The organism is Serratia sp. YWN4 (assembly GCF_055790845.1).
Genome location: NZ_CM147696.1, coordinates 3,479,872 through 3,506,868 on the forward strand (window position 1 = coordinate 3,479,872; position 26,997 = coordinate 3,506,868).

General features: G+C 54.6%; 22 protein-coding genes and 1 pseudogene. 8 read left to right on the forward strand and 15 right to left on the reverse strand.

Annotated features, from left to right (window positions below):
- Positions 1 to 93: 93 nt before the first annotated feature.
- From ubiG to yfaE, 4 genes are all read left to right on the forward strand, one after another.
- The gene (gene ubiG / locus ACX9GT_RS16385) at positions 94 to 819 is read left to right on the forward strand and encodes a bifunctional 2-polyprenyl-6-hydroxyphenol methylase/3-demethylubiquinol 3-O-methyltransferase UbiG (RefSeq protein ID WP_473187769.1); all 726 of its coding nucleotides are present in this window, start codon (positions 94 to 96) and stop codon (positions 817 to 819) included.
- Between the two features lie 432 nt (positions 820 to 1,251).
- Complete coding sequence (nrdA, locus tag ACX9GT_RS16390) at positions 1,252 to 3,540, forward strand: class 1a ribonucleoside-diphosphate reductase subunit alpha (RefSeq protein ID WP_473187770.1); 2,289 nt, start codon at positions 1,252 to 1,254, stop codon at positions 3,538 to 3,540.
- 68 nt (positions 3,541 to 3,608) lie between these two features.
- Positions 3,609 to 4,739, forward strand: coding sequence for a class Ia ribonucleoside-diphosphate reductase subunit beta (gene nrdB, locus ACX9GT_RS16395; protein WP_473187771.1), 1,131 nt, complete (start codon positions 3,609 to 3,611; stop codon positions 4,737 to 4,739).
- Positions 4,740 to 5,000 (forward strand): class I ribonucleotide reductase maintenance protein YfaE, encoded by a 261-nt coding sequence (gene yfaE / locus ACX9GT_RS16400; RefSeq protein ID WP_473187772.1) that lies wholly within the window; start codon positions 4,740 to 4,742, stop codon positions 4,998 to 5,000.
- A 68-nt stretch (positions 5,001 to 5,068) separates the two neighbouring features.
- On the opposite strand, the gene ACX9GT_RS16405 is transcribed toward yfaE, so the two are convergent.
- A complete protein-coding gene (locus tag ACX9GT_RS16405) occupies positions 5,069 to 5,275 on the reverse strand; it encodes a Hok/Gef family protein (protein ID WP_337261742.1) in 207 nt (68 codons plus the stop codon).
- A gap of 168 nt (positions 5,276 to 5,443) precedes the next feature.
- Complete coding sequence (locus tag ACX9GT_RS16410) at positions 5,444 to 6,640, reverse strand: nicotinamide mononucleotide deamidase-related protein YfaY (RefSeq protein ID WP_473187773.1); 1,197 nt, start codon at positions 6,638 to 6,640, stop codon at positions 5,444 to 5,446.
- Between the two features lie 182 nt (positions 6,641 to 6,822).
- Between ACX9GT_RS16410 and ACX9GT_RS16415 the strand changes: the two are divergent.
- Positions 6,823 to 7,020, forward strand: a pseudogene (locus ACX9GT_RS16415) (aromatic amino acid transport family protein); the annotation flags it as partial.
- Between the two features lie 37 nt (positions 7,021 to 7,057).
- On the opposite strand, the gene ACX9GT_RS16420 reads toward ACX9GT_RS16415, so the two are convergent.
- Positions 7,058 to 7,600 (reverse strand): YfaZ family outer membrane protein, encoded by a 543-nt coding sequence (locus tag ACX9GT_RS16420; protein ID WP_473187774.1) that lies wholly within the window; start codon positions 7,598 to 7,600, stop codon positions 7,058 to 7,060.
- Between the two features lie 325 nt (positions 7,601 to 7,925).
- On the opposite strand from ACX9GT_RS16420, the gene katA reads away from it, so the two are divergent.
- Positions 7,926 to 9,362 (forward strand): catalase KatA, encoded by a 1,437-nt coding sequence (gene katA / locus ACX9GT_RS16425; protein WP_473187775.1) that lies wholly within the window; start codon positions 7,926 to 7,928, stop codon positions 9,360 to 9,362.
- Positions 9,363 to 9,406: 44 nt separating this feature from the next.
- Here katA and menE read toward each other — a convergent pair whose 3' ends face one another.
- The 9 genes from menE to ACX9GT_RS16470 all read right to left on the reverse strand — a co-directional run bounded on the left by menE (position 9,407) and on the right by ACX9GT_RS16470 (position 19,505).
- Positions 9,407 to 10,795 carry an o-succinylbenzoate--CoA ligase gene (menE, locus tag ACX9GT_RS16430; RefSeq protein ID WP_473187776.1) on the reverse strand — a complete coding sequence of 463 codons (1,389 nt, stop codon included), beginning with the start codon at positions 10,793 to 10,795 and terminating at the stop codon, positions 9,407 to 9,409.
- On the reverse strand, positions 10,783 to 11,766 hold the full coding sequence (menC, locus tag ACX9GT_RS16435) for an o-succinylbenzoate synthase (RefSeq protein ID WP_473187777.1): 984 nt from the start codon (positions 11,764 to 11,766) through the stop codon (positions 10,783 to 10,785). Before menC ends, menE begins: the two co-directional genes overlap by 13 nt.
- Positions 11,766 to 12,623 carry a 1,4-dihydroxy-2-naphthoyl-CoA synthase gene (gene menB, locus ACX9GT_RS16440; RefSeq protein ID WP_076941558.1) on the reverse strand — a complete coding sequence of 286 codons (858 nt, stop codon included), beginning with the start codon at positions 12,621 to 12,623 and terminating at the stop codon, positions 11,766 to 11,768. Before menB ends, menC begins: the two co-directional genes overlap by 1 nt.
- Complete coding sequence (gene menH, locus ACX9GT_RS16445) at positions 12,607 to 13,395, reverse strand: 2-succinyl-6-hydroxy-2,4-cyclohexadiene-1-carboxylate synthase (RefSeq protein WP_473187778.1); 789 nt, start codon at positions 13,393 to 13,395, stop codon at positions 12,607 to 12,609. The genes menB and menH overlap by 17 nt, the downstream gene beginning before the upstream one ends.
- A complete protein-coding gene (gene menD / locus ACX9GT_RS16450; protein ID WP_473187779.1) occupies positions 13,395 to 15,068 on the reverse strand; it encodes a 2-succinyl-5-enolpyruvyl-6-hydroxy-3-cyclohexene-1-carboxylic-acid synthase in 1,674 nt (557 codons plus the stop codon). The genes menH and menD overlap by 1 nt, the downstream gene beginning before the upstream one ends.
- Positions 15,069 to 15,243: 175 nt before the next feature.
- Positions 15,244 to 16,536 (reverse strand): isochorismate synthase MenF, encoded by a 1,293-nt coding sequence (gene menF, locus ACX9GT_RS16455; RefSeq protein ID WP_473187780.1) that lies wholly within the window; start codon positions 16,534 to 16,536, stop codon positions 15,244 to 15,246.
- Positions 16,537 to 16,802: 266 nt separating this feature from the next.
- Positions 16,803 to 18,044: an MFS transporter gene (locus tag ACX9GT_RS16460; RefSeq protein WP_473187781.1), complete on the reverse strand. Its 1,242-nt coding sequence runs from the start codon at positions 18,042 to 18,044 to the stop codon at positions 16,803 to 16,805.
- 150 nt (positions 18,045 to 18,194) lie between these two features.
- Positions 18,195 to 19,061, reverse strand: coding sequence for a DMT family transporter (locus tag ACX9GT_RS16465; RefSeq protein WP_473187782.1), 867 nt, complete (start codon positions 19,059 to 19,061; stop codon positions 18,195 to 18,197).
- Positions 19,062 to 19,106: 45 nt separating this feature from the next.
- Positions 19,107 to 19,505, reverse strand: coding sequence for a cupin domain-containing protein (locus ACX9GT_RS16470; RefSeq protein ID WP_473187783.1), 399 nt, complete (start codon positions 19,503 to 19,505; stop codon positions 19,107 to 19,109).
- An 81-nt stretch (positions 19,506 to 19,586) separates the two neighbouring features.
- On the opposite strand from ACX9GT_RS16470, the gene ACX9GT_RS16475 reads away from it, so the two are divergent.
- Positions 19,587 to 20,618, forward strand: a complete 1,032-nt coding sequence (locus ACX9GT_RS16475) for an IS630 family transposase (protein ID WP_473187389.1) — start codon at positions 19,587 to 19,589, stop codon at positions 20,616 to 20,618.
- A gap of 248 nt (positions 20,619 to 20,866) precedes the next feature.
- Here ACX9GT_RS16475 and ACX9GT_RS16480 read toward each other — a convergent pair whose 3' ends face one another.
- Positions 20,867 to 22,696 carry a thiamine pyrophosphate-binding protein gene (locus ACX9GT_RS16480; protein WP_473187784.1) on the reverse strand — a complete coding sequence of 610 codons (1,830 nt, stop codon included), beginning with the start codon at positions 22,694 to 22,696 and terminating at the stop codon, positions 20,867 to 20,869.
- A 341-nt stretch (positions 22,697 to 23,037) separates the two neighbouring features.
- Between ACX9GT_RS16480 and ACX9GT_RS16485 the strand changes: the two genes are divergently transcribed.
- Positions 23,038 to 23,910, forward strand: coding sequence for a LysR family transcriptional regulator (locus ACX9GT_RS16485; protein ID WP_473187785.1), 873 nt, complete (start codon positions 23,038 to 23,040; stop codon positions 23,908 to 23,910).
- 51 nt (positions 23,911 to 23,961) lie between these two features.
- On the opposite strand, the gene nuoN is transcribed toward ACX9GT_RS16485, so the two are convergent.
- Entirely contained in the window at positions 23,962 to 25,419 is a 1,458-nt protein-coding gene (gene nuoN, locus ACX9GT_RS16490) for an NADH-quinone oxidoreductase subunit NuoN (RefSeq protein WP_473187786.1), read from the reverse strand.
- Positions 25,420 to 25,425: 6 nt separating this feature from the next.
- On the reverse strand, positions 25,426 to 26,955 hold the full coding sequence (gene nuoM, locus ACX9GT_RS16495; RefSeq protein ID WP_473187787.1) for an NADH-quinone oxidoreductase subunit M: 1,530 nt from the start codon (positions 26,953 to 26,955) through the stop codon (positions 25,426 to 25,428).
- Positions 26,956 to 26,997: the final 42 nt, after the last annotated feature.

Sequence of the window (26,997 nt, forward strand, 5' to 3'; positions counted from 1 at the left end):
GGGAAAATATACCCGGCAACTTAGCGTTATTGGGGCAACGGCGCCGGAACATGTATAATCCGCACAATAGAAAACCAGGAGCCAATAACGCCCATGAATGCAGAATCATCCCGCCACGTGCAGAATGTTGATCACCAGGAGATCGCCAAGTTTGAGGCAGTAGCCTCGCGCTGGTGGGATTTGGAAGGTGAGTTCAAACCGCTACACCGGATCAATCCGCTGCGCCTGAATTATATCATGCAACGCGCCAACGGCATTTTTGACAAGAAGGTGCTCGACGTCGGCTGCGGCGGCGGTATTCTGGCCGAAAGCATGGCGCGTGAAGGCGCTAATGTCACCGGTCTGGATATGGGAACCGAGCCGCTGCAGGTGGCGCGCCTGCATGCGCTGGAAAGCGGTATGCAGGTGACTTATGTGCAGGAAACGGTAGAAAGTCATGCCCAGGCGCACCCCCAGCAGTATGACCTCGTCACCTGCATGGAGCTGCTTGAGCACGTTCCCGATCCGGCATCGGTGGTTCGTGCCTGCGCCCATTTGGTGAAACCCGGCGGCCATGTGTTCTTTTCCACCATCAACCGCAATACCAAAGCCTGGCTGATGGCGGTGATCGGAGCGGAATACGTCCTGAAGATGGTGCCCCAAGGCACGCATGATCATAAAAAGTTCATCCGCCCTTCCGAGCTGATTGGCTGGGTTGATGACACGCCACTGCGTGAAAAGCATATGATTGGCCTGCATTACAACCCCATTACCGATCATTTCAAGCTGGGCCGTAATGTTGATGTGAACTATATGGTTCATACCCAGCACGAAGGTTAACCTGGCCGTACCGCTCCGGGGCTGGCTTTGCTGGCTCCGATAAGGCTGAAGTTTAAGATAGACATCTAATTTTTTGGCTTTCGATCAAAAAACACGATGTAAAGGGTTTTTAAGAATATTAAATCAGATCAATATGCCGTTTTTTTCTAACGTTTAATAAAACGGCAAACGATCCAAATTTTCTGGATTTTAGCAAAATCTTATCCCGCTTATTGACAAGCTTGTCGTGCCAGTCACAGTGCGCACTTGGAACGGGCTGTAAGATTTCACCCCCAAGTTATCCACAAAATAGGTCGGTTTTGTTCACTTGCAAACGCCCTGCTTTCTCACTATCTTGTTACTCCATCGACACCCACCCCCTATATGTAGTGTTTACATACTGAGCAGAGCGACTACACTTCTTGCTTAGGGGAATCATACGGACAGGTAAAAATGAACCAAAGTCTACTTGTAACTAAACGCGATGGCCGTAAAGAGCGCATCAACCTCGACAAAATCCACCGGGTCATCGACTGGGCCGCAGAGGGTTTACACAACGTCTCGGTGTCTCAAGTAGAGTTGCGTTCACATATTCAGTTTTATGACGGCATCAAAACCGCCGATATTCATGAAACCATCATCAAAGCTGCCGCCGATCTGATCTCCCGCGATGCGCCGGACTACCAGTATCTGGCCGCTCGCCTGGCCATTTTCCACCTGCGTAAAAAAGCCTACGGCCAGTTTGAACCGCCGAAGCTGCACGCTCACGTGGTACGCATGGTAGAGATGGGCAAATACGATAAGCATCTGCTGGAAGACTACACGACTGAAGAGTTCGAGCAGATGGGCTCCTTTATCGATCACTGGCGCGATATGAATTTCTCCTACGCGGCGGTCAAGCAGTTAGAAGGCAAATACCTGGTGCAGAACCGCGTCAGCGGCGAGATCTACGAGAGCGCGCAGTTCCTGTATATTCTGGTCGCTGCATGTTTGTTCTCTGGCTACCCGCGCACTACCCGTCTGGATTACGTAAAACGTTTCTATGATGCGATTTCTACCTTCAAAATTTCGCTGCCTACGCCAATTATGTCTGGCGTACGCACCCCGACTCGTCAGTTCAGTTCCTGTGTGCTGATCGAGTGCGGTGATAGCCTGGACTCCATCAACGCTACCTCCAGCGCCATTGTGAAATACGTTTCGCAGCGTGCGGGAATTGGGATCAACGCTGGCCGCATCCGTGCGCTGGGTAGCCCGATCCGCGGCGGTGAAGCCTTCCATACCGGTTGTATTCCGTTCTACAAGCACTTCCAGACCGCCGTGAAATCCTGCTCGCAGGGCGGCGTGCGTGGCGGTGCCGCCACATTGTTCTACCCGATGTGGCACTTGGAAGTAGAAAGCCTGCTGGTGCTGAAAAACAACCGTGGCGTTGAAGGTAACCGCGTGCGCCACATGGACTATGGCGTGCAGATCAACCGCCTGATGTATCAGCGCCTGATCAAAAATGAAGATATCACCCTGTTCAGTCCATCTGATGTTCCAGGGCTGTACGACGCCTTCTTCGCCGATCAGGATGAATTTGAGCGCCTGTACACCCGCTACGAGAAAGACGACAGCATCCGCCAGAAGCGGGTGAAAGCGGTGGAGCTGTTCTCACTGATGATGCAGGAACGTGCTTCTACCGGCCGTATCTATATTCAGAACGTCGATCACTGCAACACCCACAGCCCGTTTGATCCGCAGGTCGCTCCGGTGCGCCAGTCCAATCTGTGCCTGGAAATCGCCCTGCCGACCAAGCCGCTGGATGATGTCAACGATGAAAGCGGTGAAATCGCGCTGTGTACGCTGTCTGCCTTTAACCTGGGTGCTATCGATAGCCTGGACGATTTAGAAGAGTTGGCGACTCTGGCCGTGCGTTCACTCGACGCGCTGCTGGATTACCAGGACTACCCTATCAAAGCCGCTTACCGTGGCGCGATGGGCCGCCGCACTCTAGGCATTGGCGTGATCAACTACGCTTACTATCTGGCGAAGAACGGCGTGCGTTATTCCGATGGCAGTGCCAACAACCTGACTCACCGGACCTTTGAAGCGATCCAGTATTACCTGTTGAAAGCGTCGAACCGTCTGGCTCAGGAGCAAGGGGCTTGCCCGTGGTTCAATGAAACCACCTATTCGCAGGGCATCCTGCCGATCGACACTTATAAGAAAGACCTGGATGTTATCTGTAGCGAACCGCTGCATTACGACTGGGAAGCTCTGCGTCAAGAGATTAAAGAAACCGGCCTGCGCAACTCAACGCTGTCTGCGCTGATGCCGTCGGAAACCTCTTCACAGATTTCCAACGCCACCAACGGCATTGAGCCACCACGCGGCCATGTCAGCATCAAAGCATCGAAAGACGGCATTCTGCGTCAGGTGGTGCCAGAGTATGAGCGTCTGAAAGACAACTACGAACTGCTGTGGGAAATGCCGAATAATGACGGTTACCTGCAACTGGTTGGCCTGATGCAGAAGTTTATCGATCAGTCGATCTCTGCCAACACCAACTATGACCCAACCCGTTTTCCAGGTGGCAAGGTTCCGATGAAGCAGTTGCTGAAAGACCTGCTCACCACCTACAAGTTCGGCGTGAAGACACTGTATTATCAGAACACTCGCGACGGTGCAGATGATATTCAGGAAGACATGCAGCCTGCCAAAGGCAGTGATGACGACTGTGAAAGCGGCGCCTGTAAGATCTAAGATTTGCACAGCGGGCCAGAATTCTTCTGGCCCCTTTAATTCAGCACGGCACTAATGGATTCAAGCTTATGGCTTACACCACATTTTCTCAAAACAAAAACAACCAGTTGCTTGAGCCGATGTTCTTCGGCCAGTCAGTCAACGTGGCGCGTTTTGACCAGCAGAAACACGAAATCTTTGAAAAGTTGATCGAGAAACAGCTCTCCTTTTTCTGGCGTCCGGAAGAAGTTGACGTTTCACGCGATCGCATCGACTATCAGGCGCTGCCGGAACATGAAAAACATATCTTCATCAGCAACCTGAAATACCAGACGCTGCTGGACTCCATTCAGGGCCGCAGCCCGAACGTGGCGTTTTTGCCGCTGATTTCGATCCCGGAACTGGAAACCTGGGTGGAAACCTGGTCCTTCTCTGAGACCATCCACTCGCGCTCTTACACCCACATCATTCGCAACATCGTTAACGATCCGGCGCTGGTATTTGACGATATCGTGACCAACGAAGAGATCAAGAAGCGCGCGAAAGACATTTCCGGCTATTACGACGATCTGATCGAGATGACCAGCTACTACCACTTGCTGGGTGTAGGTACGCATCAGGTTAATGGCAAAACCATTACCGTGAACCTGCATGCCATCAAAAGGCTGCTGTATCTGTGTGTGATGAGCGTTAACGCGCTGGAAGCCATTCGCTTCTACGTCAGCTTCGCCTGCTCATTTGCTTTCGCCGAACGTGAATTGATGGAAGGCAACGCCAAAATCATCAAGCTGATCGCCCGCGATGAAGCCCTGCACCTGACCGGTACCCAGCACATCGTGAATCTGATGCGTTCCGGTGCTGATGACCCAGAAATGGCCGAGATCGCCGTAGAATGCCAGCAAGAGTGCTACGATCTGTTTGTGCTGGCAGCGCAGCAAGAAAAAGAGTGGGCCGAATACCTGTTCCGCGACGGCTCCATGATTGGCCTGAACAAAGATATTCTGTGCCAGTACGTGGAGTACATCACCAATATCCGTATGCAGGCAGTGGGTTTAGGCTCGCCATTCCAGACCCGTTCTAATCCCATTCCGTGGATCAATGCCTGGTTAGTTTCAGATAACGTACAAGTGGCACCACAGGAAGTGGAAGTCAGCTCCTATCTGGTGGGCCAGATTGACTCGGAAGTCAACGCTGATGACCTGAGCGACTTCGAGCTATAAGTGGCTGAACCAACCGTAACGCTGCGTACCAGCGGTACGCAGCTCTCCTGCCCCGAAGGTGAAAATTGCCTGCTCGAGGTGCTGGAACTGCACGACGTTGCGGTGGAATATCAGTGCCGCTCCGGCTACTGTGGTGCCTGCCGGATGAAGCTGCTGAAGGGGAAAGTGGCCTATCGTCAACAGCCGCTGGCCTTTCTCAACGAAGGTGAGATCCTGCCCTGCTGCTGCATGCCGTTGATGGATATTGAGTTGGAAATATAAAGTAGGGTGCCTGAAACCCACGCCAAGATACCAGAAGGCGGGGTTTCCCCCGCCCAATGACTACCACTTCACATACAGGTTAACGACATTAGGATAGTGATATCCTTCTGGTAGATTGCCAACCCGCAAAACCGGTCTTTAATCATCCAAATAGATGCCAAAATCGTTATACATACAACCGTTAACGCATATAGCGCATGTTTTTTATACATGGCTTGCCTCCTTGCTGTGAAGGGGCTACCATACCGGTGTCTAGGCGGTATGTGCAGCCCCATTCTGATTAAGAGTCAGTCTGGGGCTTTCATCTATCCGCCTTGTCACACAATGCCCAAGACGAACAGTCTCAAGCACCCGCCAAAGAGTGTAACAGCATAATCCCACGCCGAATATCCCCTATAATATTATGATTAATAAGGGATATATCACCGTGCTGAAGGCATTAATTATTCGATAATTTCCACAATTTCCAACCAGCTATTTTTGCCACACACTTTTTCACCATTCAACCAACGACGCAGCATATCTAACGCCAGCATCGCCACCGATTCTTGCCGCAAACGCAGGCCATGGCGTGTTGCACGATAACTCACGGTTTGGCCAACACCGCCCTTCGGAGTATGTAAGGCAACACTGACACGATCGCCCTCCAGTGCGCTAACCGCCAGCGCCAATGGTGAGCCAGTGAGCTGAGCCAAAGACTGCGCGCGCGCCAACACCGTTTCCAGCGGCTCGGAGCAGTGCGCGGGCAACAGTTCGCCCCCCGCCAGCGGTGCCGCTTCGCTTTGCAATTGTAGATTGATTAAACCCGCGGTAAATTGCTCGCTCAGGGCCAGCTTTAGCCCCTGCTGTTGTAAGCGCTCTGCCAGTGCGGCGGGTAACCCTACCGTACCTTCAAAAATCTTGTTGTCCCCCGCAACTGCACGCACCTGTTCCCACGCTTGTTCCATCGCAGCCTGCTGGGTACGTGGGCCTGTCAGCTTCAATTCAATAATCGGGCTGGAAGAGCGATAGCCCAGCACCACGCCTGGCGGTAATGCCATACCATCCAACTCCGCAGCCAGATCGCTTTCCGACGTGCCAAAAGTGGTCAAGCGCAAGCATAGCGGGGGTTCCGGCAGAGTCAGATGTTGACGCAAACGCGGTAAAATCTGCTCTTCAACCATCACTTTAAATTCAGAAGGCACGCCGGGCGTGAAGAACATCTGGCACTTATTGAGCGTCAGCGCGAAGCCACAGGCGGTACCGACACGGTTATCCAGCATTTCGGCATTGGCCGGGATCTGTGCCTGTTTACGATTGGACGCCGCCATCGGGCGGCCACGCTCCGCGAAGAACGCTTCCATGCGGGCAATCCATTCAGGATGTTCAACCAAACCAACGCCACAGGCATTAGCCGCCGCCAGCGCGCTGAGATCGTCGCTGGTTGGCCCCAAGCCACCGTTGACGATCAGTACATCGGCGATATGGCTGCGTTCCTGCAATATTTCCACCAACGAGGAGAGACTATCTCCTACCGTTTCGCGTCCGCTCATCGGTAAACCTTGCTGGAACAGATAATCCGCCAGCCAGGCCGCATTGGTATCTATAATTTGCCCATGCAGCACCTCATCACCAGTGCTGAGCATCTCCACCCTTAACATTGATCTCTCCCGCATTTTTGACTCATCCATTCGGCTGCGATCGGCAACCCCGCAATTTGCAAGATGAAGGGTATGCAGAAGCCTGTAAACAACTTTTCACTGTGCGTTAAACGATAGTGCTTATCTAAAGCATTTTGGCCCTGTTGGTTGGGCTGTGGGTATTGATGTGCTATACAGCCCTACTGGCCGTACATCTGTTTGCCGATCTGGCACTGGCGACCTCATTCCTCGGGGTTTCACTCGGGCTGTTTGATTTCCTGGCCGATTTGTTCAAACGTCAGAACAGTGTGCATGGTCGTTTGCAGACCGGTGCCATGACTTTCCTGCCGCCGTTGGCGTTTGCGCTGTTCTATCCGCGTGGGTTTGTGCCAGCGGTAGGATAAAGGCTGAGTGGGGGCGAAAATGCCCCCATCATGATCAGAAGCTCAGACCGGCACCGACATACAGGCCATCGGCCACCGTGTTGTCACGATGGCCGTCTTTCCCTTCAATATTGGCATAACGATAGCCTGCATTGACGCTGAGAGGGCTGAAAATGTTCCAGCGCAGGCCGCCATTGACTTCGTTATACGCCTTAACGCCGCTGGTCAACGATTCCGGGGCAAAATAGCCTTCACCGTACAGGCTGAAATAGCGATTGAGGGTCCACTGCAGGCCGCCACCCAAAGCGAGCGCCGCGCCGCTCTTGCCGTCATTCGGGCTAAGGTAGAGCGCCTTACCGCCCACGGTTGCCATCAGCGGGCCAACCGGCAGGCTAAACCCCAATCCCAGGCTGCCGACGTTACCGTCATGATCGCTGCGTAACCAGTTACCGCTCAGCGCCAGGCCAGAAGTTGAGGTGCCCATACCAATACCCAAATTGGTGTAATGTTGCCCTGCCTCACCATTCATGCTGATGGCATTAGCCGAACCAGTCACCAACAGTACGCTGGCTGCACACGCCGCTAAAGTTTTCTTCATCGTTGTTTCCTTTCATTCTTCATCATCAGGAAGTGATGATGCTTTACCCTGAAAATAGCGCGGTGATGAGTGTAACCGAATCATCACGCTATCGGCGGTAATTTAAAGCAAGAATCTTCTAATTTATCAATAAATTGTAAATAAATGAAAATCAACCATCCCCGTATCGCAACGATAACCGGTACCTATTTGCCCCAGACCGATAATAGGACTACAACTAGTAGTGCCATTGATATAAGCCAACAATCTAGGGCTTTTCATTAAGTACGATTATATCCCCGAGTATGAGCAATCAACTTAACTGCAATACAGTAAGGAGCAATTGATGAGCAAGAAAGGATTAACCACTGCGGCTGGTGCACCCGTTGTTGATAATAATAATTCGATGACCGCCGGGAAACGTGGCCCACTGCTGATGCAGGACGTGTGGCTGCTGGAAAAACTGGCCCACTTTGATCGTGAAGTGATCCCAGAACGCCGCATGCATGCCAAGGGTTCCGGTGCATACGGCACCTTCACGGTAACTCACGATATTAGCCAATACACCCGCGCAAAAATCTTCTCAGAGATTGGCAAAAAAACCGAGCTGTTCGTTCGCTTCTCTACCGTCGCCGGTGAGCGCGGTGCCGCCGATGCCGAACGTGATATCCGTGGTTTTGCGATGAAGTTTTACACCGAAGAAGGCAACTGGGATCTGGTGGGCAACGATACACCGGTGTTTTATCTGCGCGATCCGCTCAAATTCCCCGATCTCAACCACGTGGTAAAACGCGATCCGCACACCAACCTGCGCAACCCGATCTACAAATGGGATTTCTTCTCGCACCTGCCGGAAGCCCTGCACCAGTTGACCATCGACTTCAGCGATCGCGGCTTGCCCAAGTCTTACCGTCATATGCACGGCTTCGGTAGCCATACTTTCAGTTTTATCAATGCCAATAACGAGCGGTTCTGGGTGAAATTCCACTTCCGCTGTGAACAAGGCATCGAAAACCTGATGGATGATGAAGCAGAAGCGATCATCGCCAAGGATCGTGAAAGCTCGCAACGCGATCTGTACGACGCGATCAAGCAGGGCGATTTCCCGCGCTGGACGCTGCAAGTCCAGATCATGCCAGAGCACGAAGCCTCACAGACCCCATATAACCCGTTTGACCTGACCAAAGTCTGGCCGCACAGCGATTATCCGCTGATCGAGGTCGGTTTCTTCGAACTGAACCGCAACCCGGACAACTACTTCTCCGAAGTGGAACAAGTGGCGATGAACCCGGCCAACGTGGTGCCAGGCATCGGTTTCTCACCGGATAGAATGTTGCAGGGCCGTTTGTTCTCCTACGGCGATGCACATCGCTACCGCCTGGGAGTCAACCATCACCAGATCCCGGTTAACGGTGCCAAATGCCCGTTCCACAACTATCACCGTGACGGCGCGATGCGCGTAGACGGCAACAGTGGCAACGGCGTCACCTATGAGCCAAACAGCTTTGGCCTGTTCCAAGAGCAACCGGATTTCAGCGAGCCACCGTTGAGCATCGAAGGCGCGGCAGATCACTGGAACCATCGCGAAGATGACGACTACTACAGCCAGCCCCGGGCGCTGTTCAATCTGCTGAGCGCTGAAGAGCATCAGCGTATGTTCACGCGCATTGCCGATGAGCTGTCGCAGGTGCCAGAACAGATCCAGCGCCGTCAGGTTGAACTGTTCACCAAAGTACACCCAAGTTACGGTGCCGGTGTCGCCAAGGCGTTGGGCCTGAAATAATCAGTCATTGCTATCTCAAGGCCGCTCTCGGGCGGCCTTGTTTTTCAGCGAGAACCCTTCAACTGCTCAACTACCCACTGCCGTAAGCGGCGGCGCGAAATCTTGATACCGCCGGTTTTCAGTTCGTCACGTAGAGCAAACAGCGCGATTGGCCGCTGGAAATTGGCCAGCAAGGCATCCGCCCATGCCAGCAAGGCATCCAGCGTCAACTCACCTTCGTAGTCAATCACCGCCACTGGCCGCTGGCCGAACTCGGGATCGTCAACCGGCACGATAAACACTTGCAGGATCTGCGGATGCGCTGCCAGTACCCGTTCAACGTCTTCGGGTTGCACCCCTTCACCACCGCTGAAGAACAGATTATCCAACCGACCGATAATCCGCAGTTCGCCCTGCTCCATCGCACCACGATCGCGCGTGTAGAACCAGCCCTGCTCATCGGCGATCGGCAGCAGTGCGCCCTGCTGCCAATAACCCAGCGCCAGGCTTGGCGAGCGGATCCACACCTCCTGATCCACCAGCCGTATCTCGCGGCCATACAGCGGCAAGCCCACGCCCGGCCGTTCGTCGGCACGTTTGGCGCATACCGTGGAAGCCAGTTCGGTCAAACCGTAACCGCACCAGCAGCGGATACCCATCGCCTCAGCCTGCTGGGTGAGCGAAACCGGGATCATCGCCCCACCGAGCAGCACCTCTTTCAACGCATGTTCGGTCATCGGTTCAGACAGCAAGCGCCATAACTGGGTCGGTACCAGAGAAGCATGAGTGCAACCAGCCAGCGCGTCGGCCAACGGCTGCATATCACGCACCACCAACTGCGCACCTGCCACCAGCCAGCGCCAAATAATGCCCTGCCCAGAAACGTGGAACAGCGGCAGAGAAAGCAACCAGCGATCCTGCGGCTGAAAGTCCATCAGATGCAGCACACCTTCGGCGCTGGCAAGGTGCCCGGCATAGCTGTGTGCGGCCGCTTTTGGCAAGCCGCTGGAACCGGAGGTCAGCGTCAGCGTTGCCAACCGTTGTGCATTCCACGGTAGCTCTTGCAGAGGGTGTGCCGTTCCTGCTGATGACGATAATCGGATAATTTCAGGCGCTAGTTCGGGTAAACCATCGGGGCTGAAAGCAAAAGCAATATCCAGATCCGGCAACAACGCAGCCAGCATAAAAGTAGGCAACGCCGGATTCAGCGGCAGCAAGCGTGCCCCGCATTGCAGCAATGCCAAATAAGCCAGCAACAATGGATAGCTGTTTTTGCCACACAGCACCACACCACAGCCCGGCAAAACCCCTTGCTGCTGAAAATCCGCCGCCAGCAGATCAATCTGCCGTTGCAGCTCCAGCCAACCGATCGGCTGATGCCCCACGATCAGCGCCGTCGCCTGCGGGCGCTGTGCGGCCCAATAGCGCCACGGCCAGTCGTTTAGCTGCGCCATAAGCACTCCAGCGCATCCGTACCAAGCAACGGCAGCGCGCTTTCCGGCCAAGGGCGCAGCAATTGTGCCTGCATCAGGTTCAAGGTATCCAGCCCCGGCACGGTATCCGGCGTCAGCCAGTGGGCAATACGTGCCAGTTGCGTTAGCCCCAGGCTGGATTCAATGCTGGAGCTGATCACCGCCGCCAGCCCAGCCTGGTGCGCCTGCTCCACCAGTTCACGGCAGCGGTTCAGGCTACCGACCAGCGTCGGTTTGATCACAATCGCGGCCACGCCCGGTTCGGCCTGCACCACAAAGTCCGCTTCACGCACGCTCTCGTCCCAGGCGATAGCGATCCCGGTCGTCTGCGCAAAATCCCGCGACTCATCACGGTTTTTGCAGGGTTCTTCCAGAAACGCGATGCGATCGCGCCATGCCGGATTAACGTACTTGGCAAAACTGTCAGCCTTGGCGCGCGTCCAACTGCGGTTGGCGTCCAGCCGCAGCTTGAGATCCGGCAAGGCTTCCAGCAGCACATTGACCACCATGCCATCGCGCACCGCCTCGTACAGGCCCACTTTCACCTTGGCTACTTTCTCACCCGGCAGCGCGCTCAACACGTCAAACAACTCGTCGGGATCGCCGGTACAAAGCGGAGCCTTGCGATAATCGGCCTGCAACGGCAACTGCCCTGCCAATTCAGCCAACGCACAACTGGTGCCGAAAGCCACCGACGGCGGTTCGCTGGCAGCGCTGGCCTCACCCACCAGCCACGCCTGTAGCCAGATTAAGGCGGCCTGCTGTGCCTGCTCGAGCGTTTCCTGACTGAATTCCGGCAGCGGCGCGATTTCGCCCCAACCCTGCTGATCCCCCTGCTGCAAGTGGATCAGCAAGCCATCGCGGGTTTTCAACCGCTGGTTGCGCAGCACCACGCCCGCCTCCATCGGCAGGCAGTAACGGTAAAGGGCTGCGTTACGGGTTAGCGCGGTCATTACGGATTACGCTTGAATTTGCTGAAGTCCGGCTGGCGCTTTTCATTGAAGGCGTTGCGCCCTTCCTGACCTTCGTCGGTCATATAGAACAACATGGTGGCGTTACCCGCCAACTCCTGCAAACCTGCCTGGCCGTCACAGTCGGCGTTGAGCGCTGCTTTCAGGCAGCGCAAGGCCATCGGGCTGTTTTGCAGCATTTCACGGCACCAGCGCACGGTTTCTTTTTCCAGATCCGCCAATGGCACCACGGTATTAACTAAGCCCATATCCAACGCAGCCGCAGCGTCGTACTGGCGACATAGGAACCAGATCTCACGCGCTTTTTTCTGGCCAACAATGCGCGCCATGTAAGAAGCGCCCCAGCCGCCGTCAAAGGAACCAACCTTCGGCCCAGTCTGGCCAAAAATGGCGTTATCGGCCGCAATGGTCAGATCGCACATCATATGCAATACGTGACCGCCGCCAATAGAGTAACCAGCCACCATCGCCACCACCGGCTTCGGGCAGGTGCGGATCTGGCGCTGGAAATCCAGCACGTTCAGGTGGTGCACGCCGCTGTCATCACGATAGCCGCCGTAGTCGCCCCGCACTTTCTGATCGCCACCGGAGCAGAAGGCTTTGTCACCAGCACCGGTCAGAATGATAGTACCGATCCCATCGTCATAACGCGCGTTCGCCAGCGCATCGATCATCTCTTTCACCGTATGCGGGCGAAAAGCGTTGCGCACCTGCGGGCGGTTGATGGTGATTTTGGCAATGCCGTCGCTGGATTTGTGGTACAGGATGTCCTCGAAATCGCCGGAACAGTCCTGCCAGTCAATGGCGGCGTACAGTTGTTCTTCATTGGGATACAGCATGTTCAGTTCCTTTATTATCAAGAAATTCATGTAACGCGGCGGCGAAATCCGCCGGGTTCGCTAAATGCGCGTTATGTCCGGCCAGCGGCACGGTGCGCAGCGGCAAACCGGCATCGCGCGCCAGCATTTGAAATTTGTGGTCATCAACGCCGCACAACACCCGCATCGGCAACGTCAAACGTTGTAATTGTGGCACCAACCACGGCTGCCGCCCGAGGGAGGTGGCTTCCAGCATGTCGGCCACCGCCGAGCCAATATTGGCAGAACGGGCGGCGATCAGCGCTTCACGGTGTACCGCGCTCAGATCGTCAAATATCGGCTGCTGATACCAATCCACCAACACCTGCTCGATCGGTTCAGTGCGGAAACGGCTGGCCCAGTTGGCATCATGGGCGCGGCGCTGGGTGCGTAGTTCTTCGCTCTCCAAGCCTGGGTTACCGCCTTCGATCACAATCCCCTGCAACCCCTGATGCTCGCCGTAGCAAGCGTGGTACATGGCAATCCGGCCGCCGAGCGAATAACCCACCAGCCAGTAACGTTCAATCTGGTGATGTTGCAACGTGGCGGTGATTTGCTGGCTGATATCGGCAAAATCCTCGCAGGGCTGGGCGGCAGAATCACCATGGCCGGGCAGATCGATCGCCAGCGATGGCCATTGTTCGCAGCGAGAAGCGATAACCCGCCACTCATTGTTGTTGCCCAACAGCCCATGCAGCCAAACCAACCATGGGCGATGGCTTTCGCCCTGTTGTAAAACGCGTGAAGCCAGCATCAGTTCACCACCTTGTGTTGTACCAGATGTTGTAACGTCTCTGCGCCATCGCTCGGTGGCACCTGCAATTCAATTAACGTCGTTCCACTGTGGCACCAACCTTGCTGCACCGCCTGCTGCAACTGCTGCCAGTTTTCCGGGCAGGCGTAATTCAACTGGAACATTGCCGCCGCATGGCTGAAATCCACATTCTGCGGCATGCAGTAAAAACGCTGGCGCTCCAGTTCCGGCGTTGGCAACAGCGAGAAGATCTGACCACCGTTATTATTCACCACAATCAACACCATCGGGGCAGAACATTGGCGCAGCAATGCCAGCGCATTCAGGTCATATAACGCGGAAAGATCGCCGACTACCGCCAGCGTCGGTTTAGCCGTGGCGCGCTGCACGCCTGCGGCGGTAGAAATCAGCCCGTCAATGCCGCTGGCTCCGCGATTGCTGAATACCGGATAACCTGCCGGCAACTGTGCCAATGCGTCGATCAAGCGCACAATCAGGCTATTGCCGAGAAACAGTTGGCCGTTTTCCGGCAATAACTCCGGCAACCGGTGTGCCAGTTGCGCCTCACCGAAGCGATTAGCCAAATAGCCAGACGCAGCCTCAAAGGAGTCCTGCGCCAAGGCCGCTAAATCCCCAGCCCACGGCGTACCTACCTGTGCCGGGTGTAGCTCGAGCCACTCGCCCACGGCGGCGCGAAGTCGGCGGCCGCGATGGTGCGCGGGGTCGAGCCGCCCCGGCAGGGAATCAATCAGCCAATATTCCCTCGGTTGGCAACGCTCTTGCCATTGCAGCAGGCGTTTGCCGGTCAGGCTGCTGCCAAATTGCACCACCAGTTGCGCATTTTCCAGCAGTTGGCGCGCCTGCGGTTGTGCCAGCCACAGATCGGCACAGGGCAACGGTTGGCCAGTTTGCGAAAGCACATCGCCAATCAATGGCCAACCCAACATTGCAGCCCATTCGGCCAACCGCACTCCCTCTTCAGCGCTCATACGCCCGGCGATCGCCACCCCACGTTTTTGCCGCCAGACCAGCCAGTCTGGCTGTGGCAATACCTGATGCGCATCTATTTCTCGCAGCCAAGGCTGAGTGCCTTGCCACCAATCGCCCAACGCGGCCGACCATGTTGCGTGCTGCTGCTCATCGCCACCATACAGCGGTTCAGCAAACGGGCAGTTGATATGCAATGCGCCGTGCGACAGGCGCGCCATGGCGCTATCTAAAGTAGAAACCAGCCAGCGGGCGGGAATATCCGCGCTAGGGCGTGGCAAATCAATATTCAGCGTTGGGTGGCTCGCATAGAGGCCGGGTTGGCGAATCGCCTGATTGGCACCGCAATCAATCAGCTCTGGCGGCCGATCGGCGGTGAGAAATACCAGCCGCTCACCGGTCAGCCCGGCTTCAATCAGGGAAGGATAGAGATTGGCCGCAGCGGTGCCAGAGGTGACGATCACCGCCACCGGTTCGCGCGCCGCTTTTGCCAGGCCGAGCGCCAAGTGGCCCAGCCCACGTTCATCAAAATGGGTATGGCAGGTAAAAGAGCTGTTGGCAGCCGCCGCCAGCGTCAACGGTGTGGAGCGCGATCCCGGAGCGATACAGACATGCCGCACCCCATGACGAGCCAGCGCCTCCAACAGCAGCGCCGCCCACCGGCGATTAAAAACACTTGTCGACATAATTCGCTCACAAGTCAGAAAACAGAGGCTATGCACCGAGGATAACTAACAAGAGATATCACTCTAGGGATCATAACTTTGAATTATATAAGTAATCACCTTTGCGGCTTTTGCGCTGGCGCAAAAACGCCGTAACTCTCCGTAGCAGGCTGACCCGGAATACATCAATTCCGGCTCAGAAGCTGCCTCCAGGTTGCAGAAGAGTCCGCAAACCGGCCACTTTATTTTCGATTTCCTGCCACTCTTCGGCTGGATCCGAACCGGCAACAATACCCGCACCGGCATAAAGTTGAACCTGCGCGCCGTCGATCTGGGTGGAACGCAGCGCCACGCAAAATTCGGATTGCTCAATAGACAGATAACCGGCCGAACCGGCATACCAATGGCGGGAGAAAGGTTCATGCTGGCGGATAAAGTCACGCGCCGCCTGGCGTGGCAACCCGGCCACCGCAGCGGTAGGCTGGAGCCGTTGCAGGCAGTCGGCATCGTCACCACGCTTTAGTTGCCCTTCAATCCGCCGCCGCAGGTGCTGTACCTTACGCAAACGCACCACTTCGGCGGGCAAAACATCCACCGCGCTGGCCCCCCCTTGCAGGCGCTGGCAGATATCATCCACCACCAGCAGGTTTTCCTGCTGGTTCTTGGCATCCTGTAGTAGCCATTGTGCCAACGCGCGCGCCTGCTGCTCGTCCGTATGGCTGGCAACGGTGCCCGCCAGCGCTTCGGTCAGTAAATGCTGCCCTTCACGCAGATATAACCTTTCCGGGCTGGAACCAAGAAATGCCGAGTGCGCATCGAAACGCATCATAAAGTGGTAGCAACGGTGGTTAACCTTGCGGCTGGCGGCCATCAACGCGGGTGCAAACAGCGGGCTTGCCAGCGCAAGCAGCGTGCTGCGTGCCAACACCACCTTGTCTAGCTGCTGATGTTCGATCGCCGTCAGCGCCTCATGCAGCATCGCGTCCCACGCTGAACGCTCTGGCTGATGCAGCACCGACTGCACCGTTACCTGCAAATCCGCGATCGGTTTTGCCGCCGCCAGTTCCTCAAGCCAGTGACTGGCGGCAACGGCGTCTTCATGCAATGAGGATTCAGAAAACAAATTCAGCGTCAGCTCACCCTTGCCGCTGCGGCTCAGGATCTCCACACGCGGCAACAGCAGCAAGGCGCTGCCGTCAAAAGCGTTCAGCCCCCACAGGCGAGCACCGGGATGGGCATGCAAAAACGCCTGCGCCTGCAAAGGATGTGAAAACTGCCTGACGGCACCGCATACCGCAGCTTCTCGCTGCGCTTCACGATGACGCCAGTAAAACTGCGGGAATAGCGTTTGTGCCGCCAGCCACTCCAGCAATGTGGCAGCCAGACGATCGGGAACCGGTAATATTATCTGCCGAAATCCGGCTTCAGAGGGGAAACCCTGCGCAAGCTGCTGGCGTAACTGCCGCAACAATCCCGAAAGTTGTTCCACTGCAACCTCATTAACCAAACTTAATGTGGGGAATTATACGGTAAATCAAAACCGGCGGGCGGAAAAATACCGTTAGCGTCTTGGCATATCAGCCAGTTGCTTATTGATTAAGCGTGAAGAGTGATTTTCAAGCTGTAGGTAAGAGGCAATCAAGGAAAAGGCTGTATTAATGAAGGGGATTTCTTAAAAAAACAGCGTGCAAGCACGCTGGAAATAGTACACAACACCAGGGAAATCGGTAGTAACGCGGGTTATCCTTATTGGTTTTAGCGCGGGAATTTCGCTCGCATTACCAGTAGACCCAAGGCCAGGCAAACCACAGCGCTGACCATAAATAACAGATTGACCGCCAGATGCAGGCTGGCATGGTCGATCACTCCGCCCAACAGAATAGGCACCCAGTTAGCGATATAAGCAATCACATAAAACAGCGAAATCAAACGCGCATGGCTGGCCTTGGGTGAAATCAGGTTCACCAGCGTCGCACTGCCGACAAAAATTGCTCCGTAGGCGTAACCCGCGATCACCATGCCCGCCGCAGCCAGGCTCAGTGAATGGATCTGAATTGCCCCGGCAAACACCACCACGGCCAACGCCTGCGCCAGGCAACCCAACATCAACGAATAGCGTGCATTGAAGCGACGGCTTAAAATCTGACTGAAACCGGCAATCACCAGATAAACCGCAATCACATAGCCATAAACCGCACGGTTTTGCATACCCAGCAGCTTTTCCGCCACGCTGGGGCCAATCGCCAGGATGCTCGCCGCCACCGCCCAGCAGGTGAATAACGCCCCAGCACACAGGAAGAATTGGCTGCCGGTGGCCCGCAAACCATCCGCCAAACTGCTTTTTTCTGCTACCACTTCCGCAGCCTGCCCGCTGCTTGGTGCCATCGCCACATTCTGCGGCCACTTCAGCATCACGCCCAACGCCGCCGTGGCCGCGACGGCCATAATGATGACAAACGGCAGCGACGTGGTATAGAACCCGGTCTGCAACGCCACACCGCTGAAGATCGGCCCCAGCGCCAGCCCGGTGGTAAACGACAGCGTGGCGATCAGCGCAGCGTTTTTGCCCCCGTCCTTCGGGCCAAAACGCACCAGCGCAATATTGGCCGCGCCGGTCAACGCCCCGGTGCCGACCCCGGCCAGCAAACGTGCGATAAACAGCATGGAAAATGAATCCGCCAGCGCAAACAGCAGTGCTCCAACCAGCACCACCAGCAATGCCGGGACAATCATGCTGCGCAGATCTTTCACTTTTCCGGCCAGGTTACCCACGCCGAACAGAGAGATCAGCACACCCGCGGCATAAGCACCGTAAATAACCGTCAGGCTTACCGAGGTTAAAGCCAGCTCATGCTGATAAAGGGGATAAAGTGGCGTCGGTGCGCTGCTGTTCAGCAGCGCAGACGTCAATGCCAGCGCTAGAAACAGCAGAATGGCAAAATGCGACGAACCCGAATCTGTTCTAGTTGCTCCATCAACAGCCACACCGTCTGACATTGTTTTCTCCCGAAACGACCTACGATAAACCACGCTTTCCGAAAATAGCCCCAATCAGAAAGCGCGCTCATCATACCGTTCGGATCTAACCGCCAAAATAGCCAATAACGCATCACAGTGATTCATTAATGCATGCATCTGAATGCAAAATTACACCGCTGCGGTTTTGGCGGCTGCTTTTGCTGGCGCGCGCCGCAGCATGGCCAACGCCCCAGAGAGAATAATCAGTGCCATGCCCACAGCGGCAATTGAGGACAGCGCTTCGGCAAAGATCAGGTAGCCGAGCAGCGTGGAGAAAATAATGGTGCTGTAAGACAGTATGCTGACAATCACCGCATTGCCGCTGCCATAGGCGCGGGTCATGGTGATTTGCCCCAGGCTGCCGAAGATGCCGATGGCGCAGACGCACAGCAACGTGGCGGCATCCAGCGCCGCAAACCCGACGATCAATGCCATCACTACGCCCACCAGCGTCCCCACTAGCGAGAAATAGAACACCACGCGCAGCTCAGGTTCACCAGTGCGTACCAGTTTACCGACGTTAAAATAGGCCAGCGCGGTTAATAACCCGGAAAACAAACCGATTAAGGTCGCCGCAAACTCACCGTGCGGCACGTCCGGGCGCAAAAGAATCAGGATACCGACAAAACCCAGCAAGACGGAGAACAACAGTTTACCGGTCAGTTGGCCTTTGGTCGTGACGAAAACGATCACCGATTGGAAGATGGGGTTGGTGTAACCGAGGGTGGTCGCCGTGGCGATAGGCAGATGAATCAGCGAGTAGAAACCGCAATACATCGCGGCATTACCGATGGCGGCGCGTTTCATGTGCAGCCCAAGATGCTGGGTACGGAAACCAATATTCCTGATTTTAATCAGCACTGCCACTATTGCCACGTTGATAAATGAACGATAGAAAATGATGTCAAAAAAACCGACCTTCGCTGAAGCCAGTTTGATACAGGCCCCCATCAATGCGAAAAACGCACTGGCAACGACCATCCATAACGCAACCATGATTTCCCCGGAATGCGGCCCAAAAGGGCCGCGAAATAATATGTCTTATTCGGCGGCTTTCACCGTCAACGGTTTATTATCTGCACAGGCAAAGAATACCAGCATTTCGGCGCCTTTATCACCGGAAACGCCCTGATGAACAATATCTACCGTATCGGTAAATGAATCACCCTGTTTAAAGGTTTTTTTCACGCCGGTGGCTTTCACCGTCAAAGAAACGCTACCGCCGGTCATATACACCGCACTGATGCAGGGATGAGTATGCCAGGCCAGCACTTTGTTCGGCTCCACAGTGACTTTAAGCATAGTGATTTGCGGTGCCCCCGCCGGATAGTGCCGGTAGGCGGTGCCTTCCCATGAGTTTTCAGTCTTCAGCAGGGTTTCTTTGGTGATCCCTTCGCCATGTTCATCAGCCGCCAGCACGTTACCTTGAAATGCGGCCATTAATGCCAGAAGTACCCATTTATACCCGTGATCATTGAAGATGCTTGATTTTGTTGATGAAGAGGATCATGCTTTCATCCCATGAAGATATTTATCACCGCTGAGCAAAAAATCGAACTCGAACGCCGGCATGATTCCAGCCGGGACAAACACGTTTGCGATCGTATTAAAGCCGTACTTCTCGCCTCCGAAGGTTGGAGTTCGGTCATGATTGCTCAGGCTCTGCGCCTGCATCAGACCACTGTTGACCACCATATCAGCGAATATCTGAATAAAGGGAAGTTGAAACCCGAAAATGGTGGCTCTGATGGCATGCTCAGCACAGAAAAAACCGAACAGCTTATCAGCCACTTAACTCAACATTTATTCCATCATACTGTCCAGATTGTGGCCTACGTGGCACAAAAATGGGGTGTCATATACAGCGTCCCAGGAATGAACAAATGGCTGCACCGGCATGGCTTCAGCTATAAGAAACCCTCAGGCGTACCCCATAAATTCAGTGAAGAGAAACAGCAACAGTTCATTGAATATTATGAAGAATTAAAAGTTGCCACGAGAGGTGAACCGATCCTTTTTCTGGATGCAGTGCATCCGACTCAGGCGACAAAACTGAGCTTCGGCTGGATAAAAAAAGGGGAAAAAAAGACTGTTGAAACAACAGGAAGCCGTACTCGGATGAACATTCTGGGCGCGCTGGATCTGAATGATGCTGCCCATCCAGTCATTCATGATTACGAAACGATTAATGAATACACTATCTGTCAATTTTTCAATGAGATAAGAACATGTTATCCCGACTATAAGCAGCCAATTCATATTATTCTGGATGGCGCGGGGTATAACAAAACAAACCTGGTCAAAGATTGGGCATTTGTCTGCAATATAAAATTGCATTCCCTGCCACCTTACAGCCCCAACTTGAATCCCATAGAACGGTTATGGAAGCTGATGCACGAATGTGCAAGGAACAACCGTTACTTTGCCAGTAAGCCTGATTTCCGAACGGCTATATTTAACTTTTTTACGACAACGCTCCCTGAGATGGCGGGTTCATTATCGTCCCGGCTGAATGACAATTTTCAGGTGCTAAAGCAAGCGTCTTCAAGTTAATCGGGTATATACATGGTTATTGCTCCATCGTGGTTGTGATTAAAAAATAGAATGGGGTGAAATACAGAGGTGACATTGATATACCCAAAATAATTCGAGTTGCTTGTAGGCGGCCACTGAGAGAAGCCCTAGGAGCATAGGCCACTATGTGACTAGGGTGAGCGAAGGCAGCCAACACCCAAGCAACTTGAAGTATGAAGGGTATAGCGATGCTGAAGCCGCCATATGCTCAGGTATGGCGGCCGCATTTATAGCCCTTGGATACGCTGTTCGTATTCTTTAATGCTCTCGGCATAATAACGGTTGGGAACAACGTGGTTACCAACTATCACCTCAATCAGGAATGGGCCATCATGCTCAGCCGCCGTGGTCAGTGCCTGATCCAGTTCCTCGAGCGTCGCGGCTTTGGCCGAAGCCACTCCCAAGCTGTTGGCAAAGGCCTTCCAGTCATGATTCGGCAATGCGGTATAAGCCGCGGAAACGCCCCGGTTTTGCAGCGTGTCGATATGCACCGCACCGTGTGCGCTGTTATTCATCACCACAAAGGTCATTTTTACCTGATAACGTGCTGCGGTCTGGATCTCCATACCGTGCATCAGCATGCAGCCGTCACCGGTGACCACCAGGCAATCGCGCTGCGGAGCGGCCAGCTTGATGCCAATACCGGCACAGATTGCCCACCCCATTGGGGCCAGCGAGCTGGAGGTATGATAGTCACCACAGCCACGCGCCTGCCAATGGTGTGCCATAAAGATGCGATGCGCACCTGAGTCCACCACCACATTGGTGTCATCGGCCGTGCGGCGGCGCAGATGTTTAATCACCTCTCCAGGGTACATATTGGCCTCGCCCAGGGCGATACGCGCCACCAGATCCGGCTGTTCCTGTTCCAGCGGCAAGGTACGCACCTGCTTCATCCACTGATCGCGCAAGCGGTTTACGCAGATCAGGCGTGCATCGTCATCCTCAATAATCTCCAGCAGGCCCAGCAAGGAACCGTGCAGATTGGAGAAAATCTGTACATCAGGCTGATAGTGAGAACTGACCTTATCGAAATCCTCATCAATCACCACCAGCGTTTTGGTGCCATGCAGTTTGGGCTCCCAGTTCAGGCTATCGCGCTGACTGAGATCGCAGCCCAGCACCAGCAGGACATCCACGCTGTCACCATTAATGGTTTCTACCGCACGAGCATGACCGGCAAAGCCATACAGGCCCAACGCCAGTTCATGATCCTCAGGGAAAGCCCCTTTGCCCGACAGCGTAGTGGCAACCGGTAGGCGGTACTTTTCGGCCACGCGTAACAGCAGTTCGGCATCCAACGGATTATTGATGCGGCTCCCCACTAGACAAGCCACATTCAACCCACGTAGCAGATAGTCATCTAGCAGCATATCCAGCGCGGGCTGATCTACCGCGACTTCACGGCACAGCGGCATCCGAGTTGGCTCTGGCTGGTTTGTTCTGGCTGCTACCGTCTTTTGCATATCAATCGGTACGCTCAGATAGGCACGCCCTTTGCGCTGAATATTTAAGCAGGACAAACTGCGGCGCAGTTCATGCTGTAGCGTGAGGTTGTTTTTAACTTCAATGGCGGTAGATAGCAGCGGCTTAACGATGGTCAGTTCATCAATGCCGCTGTTGCTGCCATCCTGAAATGCGCCCTGCGCTTCGTGATAGGTGGCAATCCCCCCCGCCAAATAGAGTACCGGGATCTTATCAGCCTGTGCGGCCGCCATTGCTGGCAAAAAGTTCATGGTGCCAGGGCCAGAAATCCCTAAGCAAACGCCGAACGTACGGCTGGCACGAGCATAACCATCAGCCATAAAACCACAGGCGGTTTCGTGCGCCCCAACGATGCCGGTAATCGTCGAATGATCAATGGATTTAATCAGCGGGTAAACAAGCTTGCCCGGCACCAGAAAAATATGCTGAATTCCGCGGGATTCTAATCCTTCGATAATCACATCTGCATTGTTTTTCTCTGCCTCTTTAGCACCTGGTGACGTGATCACCCTGACACCATCCGCAGTGGCCAATGCTACGGGGGCGTACATGCTCTCTACTTGAGACTCCATTTTTTATATCCAGTCTTGGTAAGCCAATCTGATTCAGCGCGGATCCCATCAAGCAATTACGCCCACCAAGACCGGCTCTCATACGTATTTGCTAATGCCGGAAAGGCCACTGCAAAACACAACGTGTGCCATATCGCAACATGAGCGCCGATCAGCATAAAGATTGTTTGATAAAAATAAAGATGCAAACCTGCTTCACAAGGATGCATTTATTCATATTCTGAAACATAATAGATAATGATGATACAGCAGCCTTATTTTTTACAAATGTCTTTTTTAACAAGGCACTCACAGTGAAAACGGGCTGAAAACCGATAAGATTCCAAGAAGGAAACGGCACAATGAATTGGGATGATGCACGCTTCTTCCTGGCTGTAGCACGCTGCGGCACTTTACGAAAAGCGGCCAATGAACTACGCGTCGATCAGGCTACCGTCGGGCGGCGGGTCAGCGCGCTTGAAGAAACCTTGGGGTCAAAACTGTTTATCCGTACGCCAAAGTCGTTCTCCCTCAGTCCGCTGGGGGAGGAAATGCTGGCAGATGTGATGAACATGGAAAACGCAGTGCAGGCTATTGGCCGCAAAGCCACCAGCGGCGATGAAAGCCTGTGTGGTAGTGTGCGCATCGCCACCACCGATACCATGGCAGAAGCCTTTGTCATACCGGCCTTGAAAAACCTGCGCGAGAAATACTCGCGCATCACCGTAACCTTACTGACCGCGGTCAACATTTCTGACATCTCTTATCGCGGGGCCGATTTGGCGATCCGCGGTGCTCGCCCGGAGTCCGATGAACTGATCATCAAGCGCCTGGCCACTATTGAAATGGGCCTTTACGCCACGCAGGATTATCTCGACAAACAGGGAGTGCCGATCAAAGGGGGGCATCTGCGCGGCCACGATCTGCTGATGTTCCCGCGCGAATTGGTACCACGCCATTGGAATAATTTCTGTGGCGAAACCTTGGTCGACCCTAATGTGGTATTGCAATGTAATTCCCAATTGCTGCTGCGCTCCGCCACGCGTAACGGCTTGGGTATTGGCCTGCTCTCTTGCTTCCTGGCTGATAGCGATCCCGATCTGGTACGCATTTTCCCCGAGAATAAAGACTGGGTGGATATCTGGTTAGTGCTTCATCCCGATTTGCAGCGCGCAGCACGCGTGCGTGCGGTAGTGCAGGCATTGGAAGCGTCGTTCCAGACTTACCCTGAGTAGCCGCCATTAAAAAAGGTCGCCGAAGCGACCTTTTTACTGCCTGAGTTCTAATCAGAACATCGGCTGTGCCATCTGCACCAGCGTAATCAGCGGCTGCGGGTAAATCCCCAGCAACAGCACCAGTACGGCAGAGATCAGCACCACTACCCCACCCGCAGTCAACGCCCAGTTGTCTGGCGTATCACGGGCCAGAGTTTCCGGCGCATTGAGGAACAGACTGACGGTCACACGCAGGTAGTAGTACAAACCAATCGCACTGCCCACTACCACAGCCCCGGTCAGCCACCACAGGTGCGCACTCACGCCCATCGCAATCACGAAGAACTTACCGATAAAGCCCAGCGTCATCGGGATCCCGGCCAGCGACAGCATCATCACCGTCATTACCGCCGATAGGATGGGCTTGTGCCAGAACAGGCCACGGTAGGAGAACAGTGAATCAACATCCGGGCCGCGGTACGGGCTGGACATCAGGCTGATCACACCGAAAGCGCCCAAACTGCTGAACAGGTAACCGGCCAGATAAACACCGGCGGTTTCCAGCGACAGTTGGTGGGTTTGCACCGCAATCAGTGCCACCAACAGATAACCCAGGTGAGCGATAGAGGAGTAACCCAGCAAGCGTTTGATGTTGGTCTGGCTGATCGCCATCAGGTTGCCGAACAGGATCGAGCAGAAGGCGATAATCGACAGCACCATACGTAGCGCTTCACTGTCGGCAGCCGGTGCATACAGGAACAGACGCATCACTACCGCAAAGATCGCAATCTTGCTGGCGGTGGCCAGGAAGGTTGAAACCGGCGCAGGAGCCCCCTGGTACACATCGGGAGTCCACAGTTGGAACGGCACCAAAGAGAGTTTGAAGCCCAGGCCCACGATCATCATACCCATACCGGCCAGAATCAGCGGCTGGTGCACCCTATGTTCCGACAGGCTCTTACCAAGACCCGCCAGTGACAGATCGCCGGATTCTGCGTACAGCAGCGCCATACCGAACAGCAGGAAGCTGGATGCCGCCGCAGACAGCAGCATATATTTGATCGCCGCTTCCAGAGAGCGTTTCTGACGATACGCGTAGCCCACTAGCCCAAACAGCGGCAGCGAGATCAGTTCAATACCGAGGAACAGCGAAGCCAGGTGATTGGCGCTCGCCAGCAGGATCCCACCCATGGCAGCAATCAGCACCAGCAGGTAGAACTCTTCACGGTTGTCCGGGTAACCCACCAGCCATGGATAGGCAAAGGTACAGGTCGCCAGACTCGCCAGCAGCACCAACCCGGTATAGAACATCGAATAACCATCCACCCGCATCAGCGGGGTGACGTCCATAGGGCCAACCTGGCCGACAAAATAAAGTGAAAGCAGCGCCAGGTTAAGACCGACTACTGTCAAGGTGGCGTTGATAAAATGGTCGCGTCGCCACGCAATGCACAGCATCACAACCACCACCGTCAATCCGACGATCAACAGCGGTAACAGTGCGATCAGTTGTTGAGGAGTTATTGTCATGGCGAATTACGGCCTTGTTGTTGAAATTGCTGAAACTGACGGACCAAACCAGTGTTGCACGTTGCCCATCGCCGCACTTGAGGTATCAAGGATCGGTTGAGGGTAAACCCCCAACAACACCAACAGAACCACCAGCAGCAGGATGATAGACAATTCACGCGCGGTCATGCCCGGCAACGGCTGATCGGATTTCGCGGTGCCGTAATAAGCACGCTGCATCATGATCAACGCATAAACCGAAGCAAACACCAGACCGAAGGTAGAAATCACGGTGATCACCGGTGCCACTTGGAAGCTGCCGAGCAGGATCATGAATTCACCGACGAAGTTACCGGTACCCGGCATCCCCAGCGTCGCCACCGCGAAGAACAACGACAGTGCAGGAATGAACTTGATCCGCCCCCACAGGCCGCCCATCTGGCGCAAATCGCGGGTATGCAGACGCTCGTACAACTGACCACAGATGATGAACATACCGGCCGCGGACAGACCGTGCGCAATCATCTGGATAACCGCCCCCTGATAAGCCAACTGGCTGCCGGTATAGATGGCAATCAGCACAAAGCCCATGTGCGAAACGGAGGTGTAGGCAATCAAGCGTTTGATATCGGTCTGCGCAAACGCCATCCAGGCACCGTAGAAGATACCAATCACGCCCAGCCACATAGCGATTGGGGCAAATTCAGCGGAGGCATTCGGGAACAGCGGCAGGCTGAAACGCAGCAGGCCGTAAGCAGCGGTTTTCAGCAGGATCCCTGCCAGGTCAACAGAACCTGCCGTTGGCGCCTGGCTGTGTGCGTCCGGCAACCAACCGTGCAATGGCACCACAGGCATTTTCACCGCAAATGCGATAAAGAAGCCCAGCATCAACAGGTATTCGACATTGTGCGACATCTTGGTATTCAGCAGATCCTGATAGCCGAAGGTCCATACGCCCGTTGCGTTATAGTGCACAAACACCAGGCCCATGATCGCAATCAGCATCACCAGACCGCTGGCCTGGGTGTAGATGAAGAACTTGGTTGCCGCAGTGATACGGGTTTTACCGTCCGACGCCTTATGCCCCCACAGAGCAATCAGGAAGTACATCGGCACCAACATCATTTCCCAGAAGAAGAAGAACAGGAACATGTCGATGGCGAGGAACACGCCGATCACGCCGCCCAGGATCCACAGCAGGTTCAGGTGGAAAAAGCCCTGATATTTCTGAATCTCACGCCAGGAACAGAGGATCGCCAGCACGCCCAGCAGGCCGGTCAACACCACCATCAGCAGTGACAGGCCGTCCAGCGCCAGGTGAATATTGATGCCAAAACGGGGGATCCACGGCAGCAGGAATTCAGACTGCCACTGTGGAATGCCTAACGGTTTGATCAACGAGTAACCACCCTGCAACCACAGTTGCAGAGACAGCAATAATGTCAGCCCCATTGCAATCAACGCGATCCAGCGCGGCGCCTTAGTACCGAAACGCTCACACTGCCAACACAGCAGACCGCCGATAAAGGGGAGAAGAATTAGCCAAGGTAGTAGCATGGCGTTTTGTGTCCCTTATTCTACCCGTATCTTTCAAGCCGT

What these genes read in the sequence shown, in the direction of transcription:
- ACX9GT_RS16465 (WP_473187782.1), bottom strand. Translation starts at nt 19,061, where the DNA reads ATGGTTGCGTTATGGATGGTCGTTGCCAGTGCGTTTTTCGCATTGATG.
- ACX9GT_RS16485 (WP_473187785.1), top strand. Translation starts at nt 23,038, where the DNA reads ATGAATTGGGATGATGCACGCTTCTTCCTGGCTGTAGCACGCTGCGGC.
- ACX9GT_RS16410 (WP_473187773.1), bottom strand. Translation starts at nt 6,640, where the DNA reads ATGTTAAGGGTGGAGATGCTCAGCACTGGTGATGAGGTGCTGCATGGG.
- ACX9GT_RS16420 (WP_473187774.1), bottom strand. Translation starts at nt 7,600, where the DNA reads ATGAAGAAAACTTTAGCGGCGTGTGCAGCCAGCGTACTGTTGGTGACT.
- nuoN (WP_473187786.1), bottom strand. Translation starts at nt 25,419, where the DNA reads ATGACAATAACTCCTCAACAACTGATCGCACTGTTACCGCTGTTGATC.
- ACX9GT_RS16475 (WP_473187389.1), top strand. Translation starts at nt 19,587, where the DNA reads ATGAAGATATTTATCACCGCTGAGCAAAAAATCGAACTCGAACGCCGG.
- nrdA (WP_473187770.1), top strand. Translation starts at nt 1,252, where the DNA reads ATGAACCAAAGTCTACTTGTAACTAAACGCGATGGCCGTAAAGAGCGC.
- menD (WP_473187779.1), bottom strand. Translation starts at nt 15,068, where the DNA reads ATGTCGACAAGTGTTTTTAATCGCCGGTGGGCGGCGCTGCTGTTGGAG.
- ACX9GT_RS16480 (WP_473187784.1), bottom strand. Translation starts at nt 22,696, where the DNA reads ATGGAGTCTCAAGTAGAGAGCATGTACGCCCCCGTAGCATTGGCCACT.
- nuoM (WP_473187787.1), bottom strand. Translation starts at nt 26,955, where the DNA reads ATGCTACTACCTTGGCTAATTCTTCTCCCCTTTATCGGCGGTCTGCTG.
- ACX9GT_RS16470 (WP_473187783.1), bottom strand. Translation starts at nt 19,505, where the DNA reads ATGGCCGCATTTCAAGGTAACGTGCTGGCGGCTGATGAACATGGCGAA.
- ubiG (WP_473187769.1), top strand. Translation starts at nt 94, where the DNA reads ATGAATGCAGAATCATCCCGCCACGTGCAGAATGTTGATCACCAGGAG.
- ACX9GT_RS16405 (WP_337261742.1), bottom strand. Translation starts at nt 5,275, where the DNA reads ATGGGGCTGCACATACCGCCTAGACACCGGTATGGTAGCCCCTTCACA.
- ACX9GT_RS16460 (WP_473187781.1), bottom strand. Translation starts at nt 18,044, where the DNA reads ATGTCAGACGGTGTGGCTGTTGATGGAGCAACTAGAACAGATTCGGGT.
- katA (WP_473187775.1), top strand. Translation starts at nt 7,926, where the DNA reads ATGAGCAAGAAAGGATTAACCACTGCGGCTGGTGCACCCGTTGTTGAT.
- nrdB (WP_473187771.1), top strand. Translation starts at nt 3,609, where the DNA reads ATGGCTTACACCACATTTTCTCAAAACAAAAACAACCAGTTGCTTGAG.
- menH (WP_473187778.1), bottom strand. Translation starts at nt 13,395, where the DNA reads ATGCTGGCTTCACGCGTTTTACAACAGGGCGAAAGCCATCGCCCATGG.
- menB (WP_076941558.1), bottom strand. Translation starts at nt 12,623, where the DNA reads ATGCTGTATCCCAATGAAGAACAACTGTACGCCGCCATTGACTGGCAG.
- menE (WP_473187776.1), bottom strand. Translation starts at nt 10,795, where the DNA reads ATGGCGCAGCTAAACGACTGGCCGTGGCGCTATTGGGCCGCACAGCGC.
- menC (WP_473187777.1), bottom strand. Translation starts at nt 11,766, where the DNA reads ATGACCGCGCTAACCCGTAACGCAGCCCTTTACCGTTACTGCCTGCCG.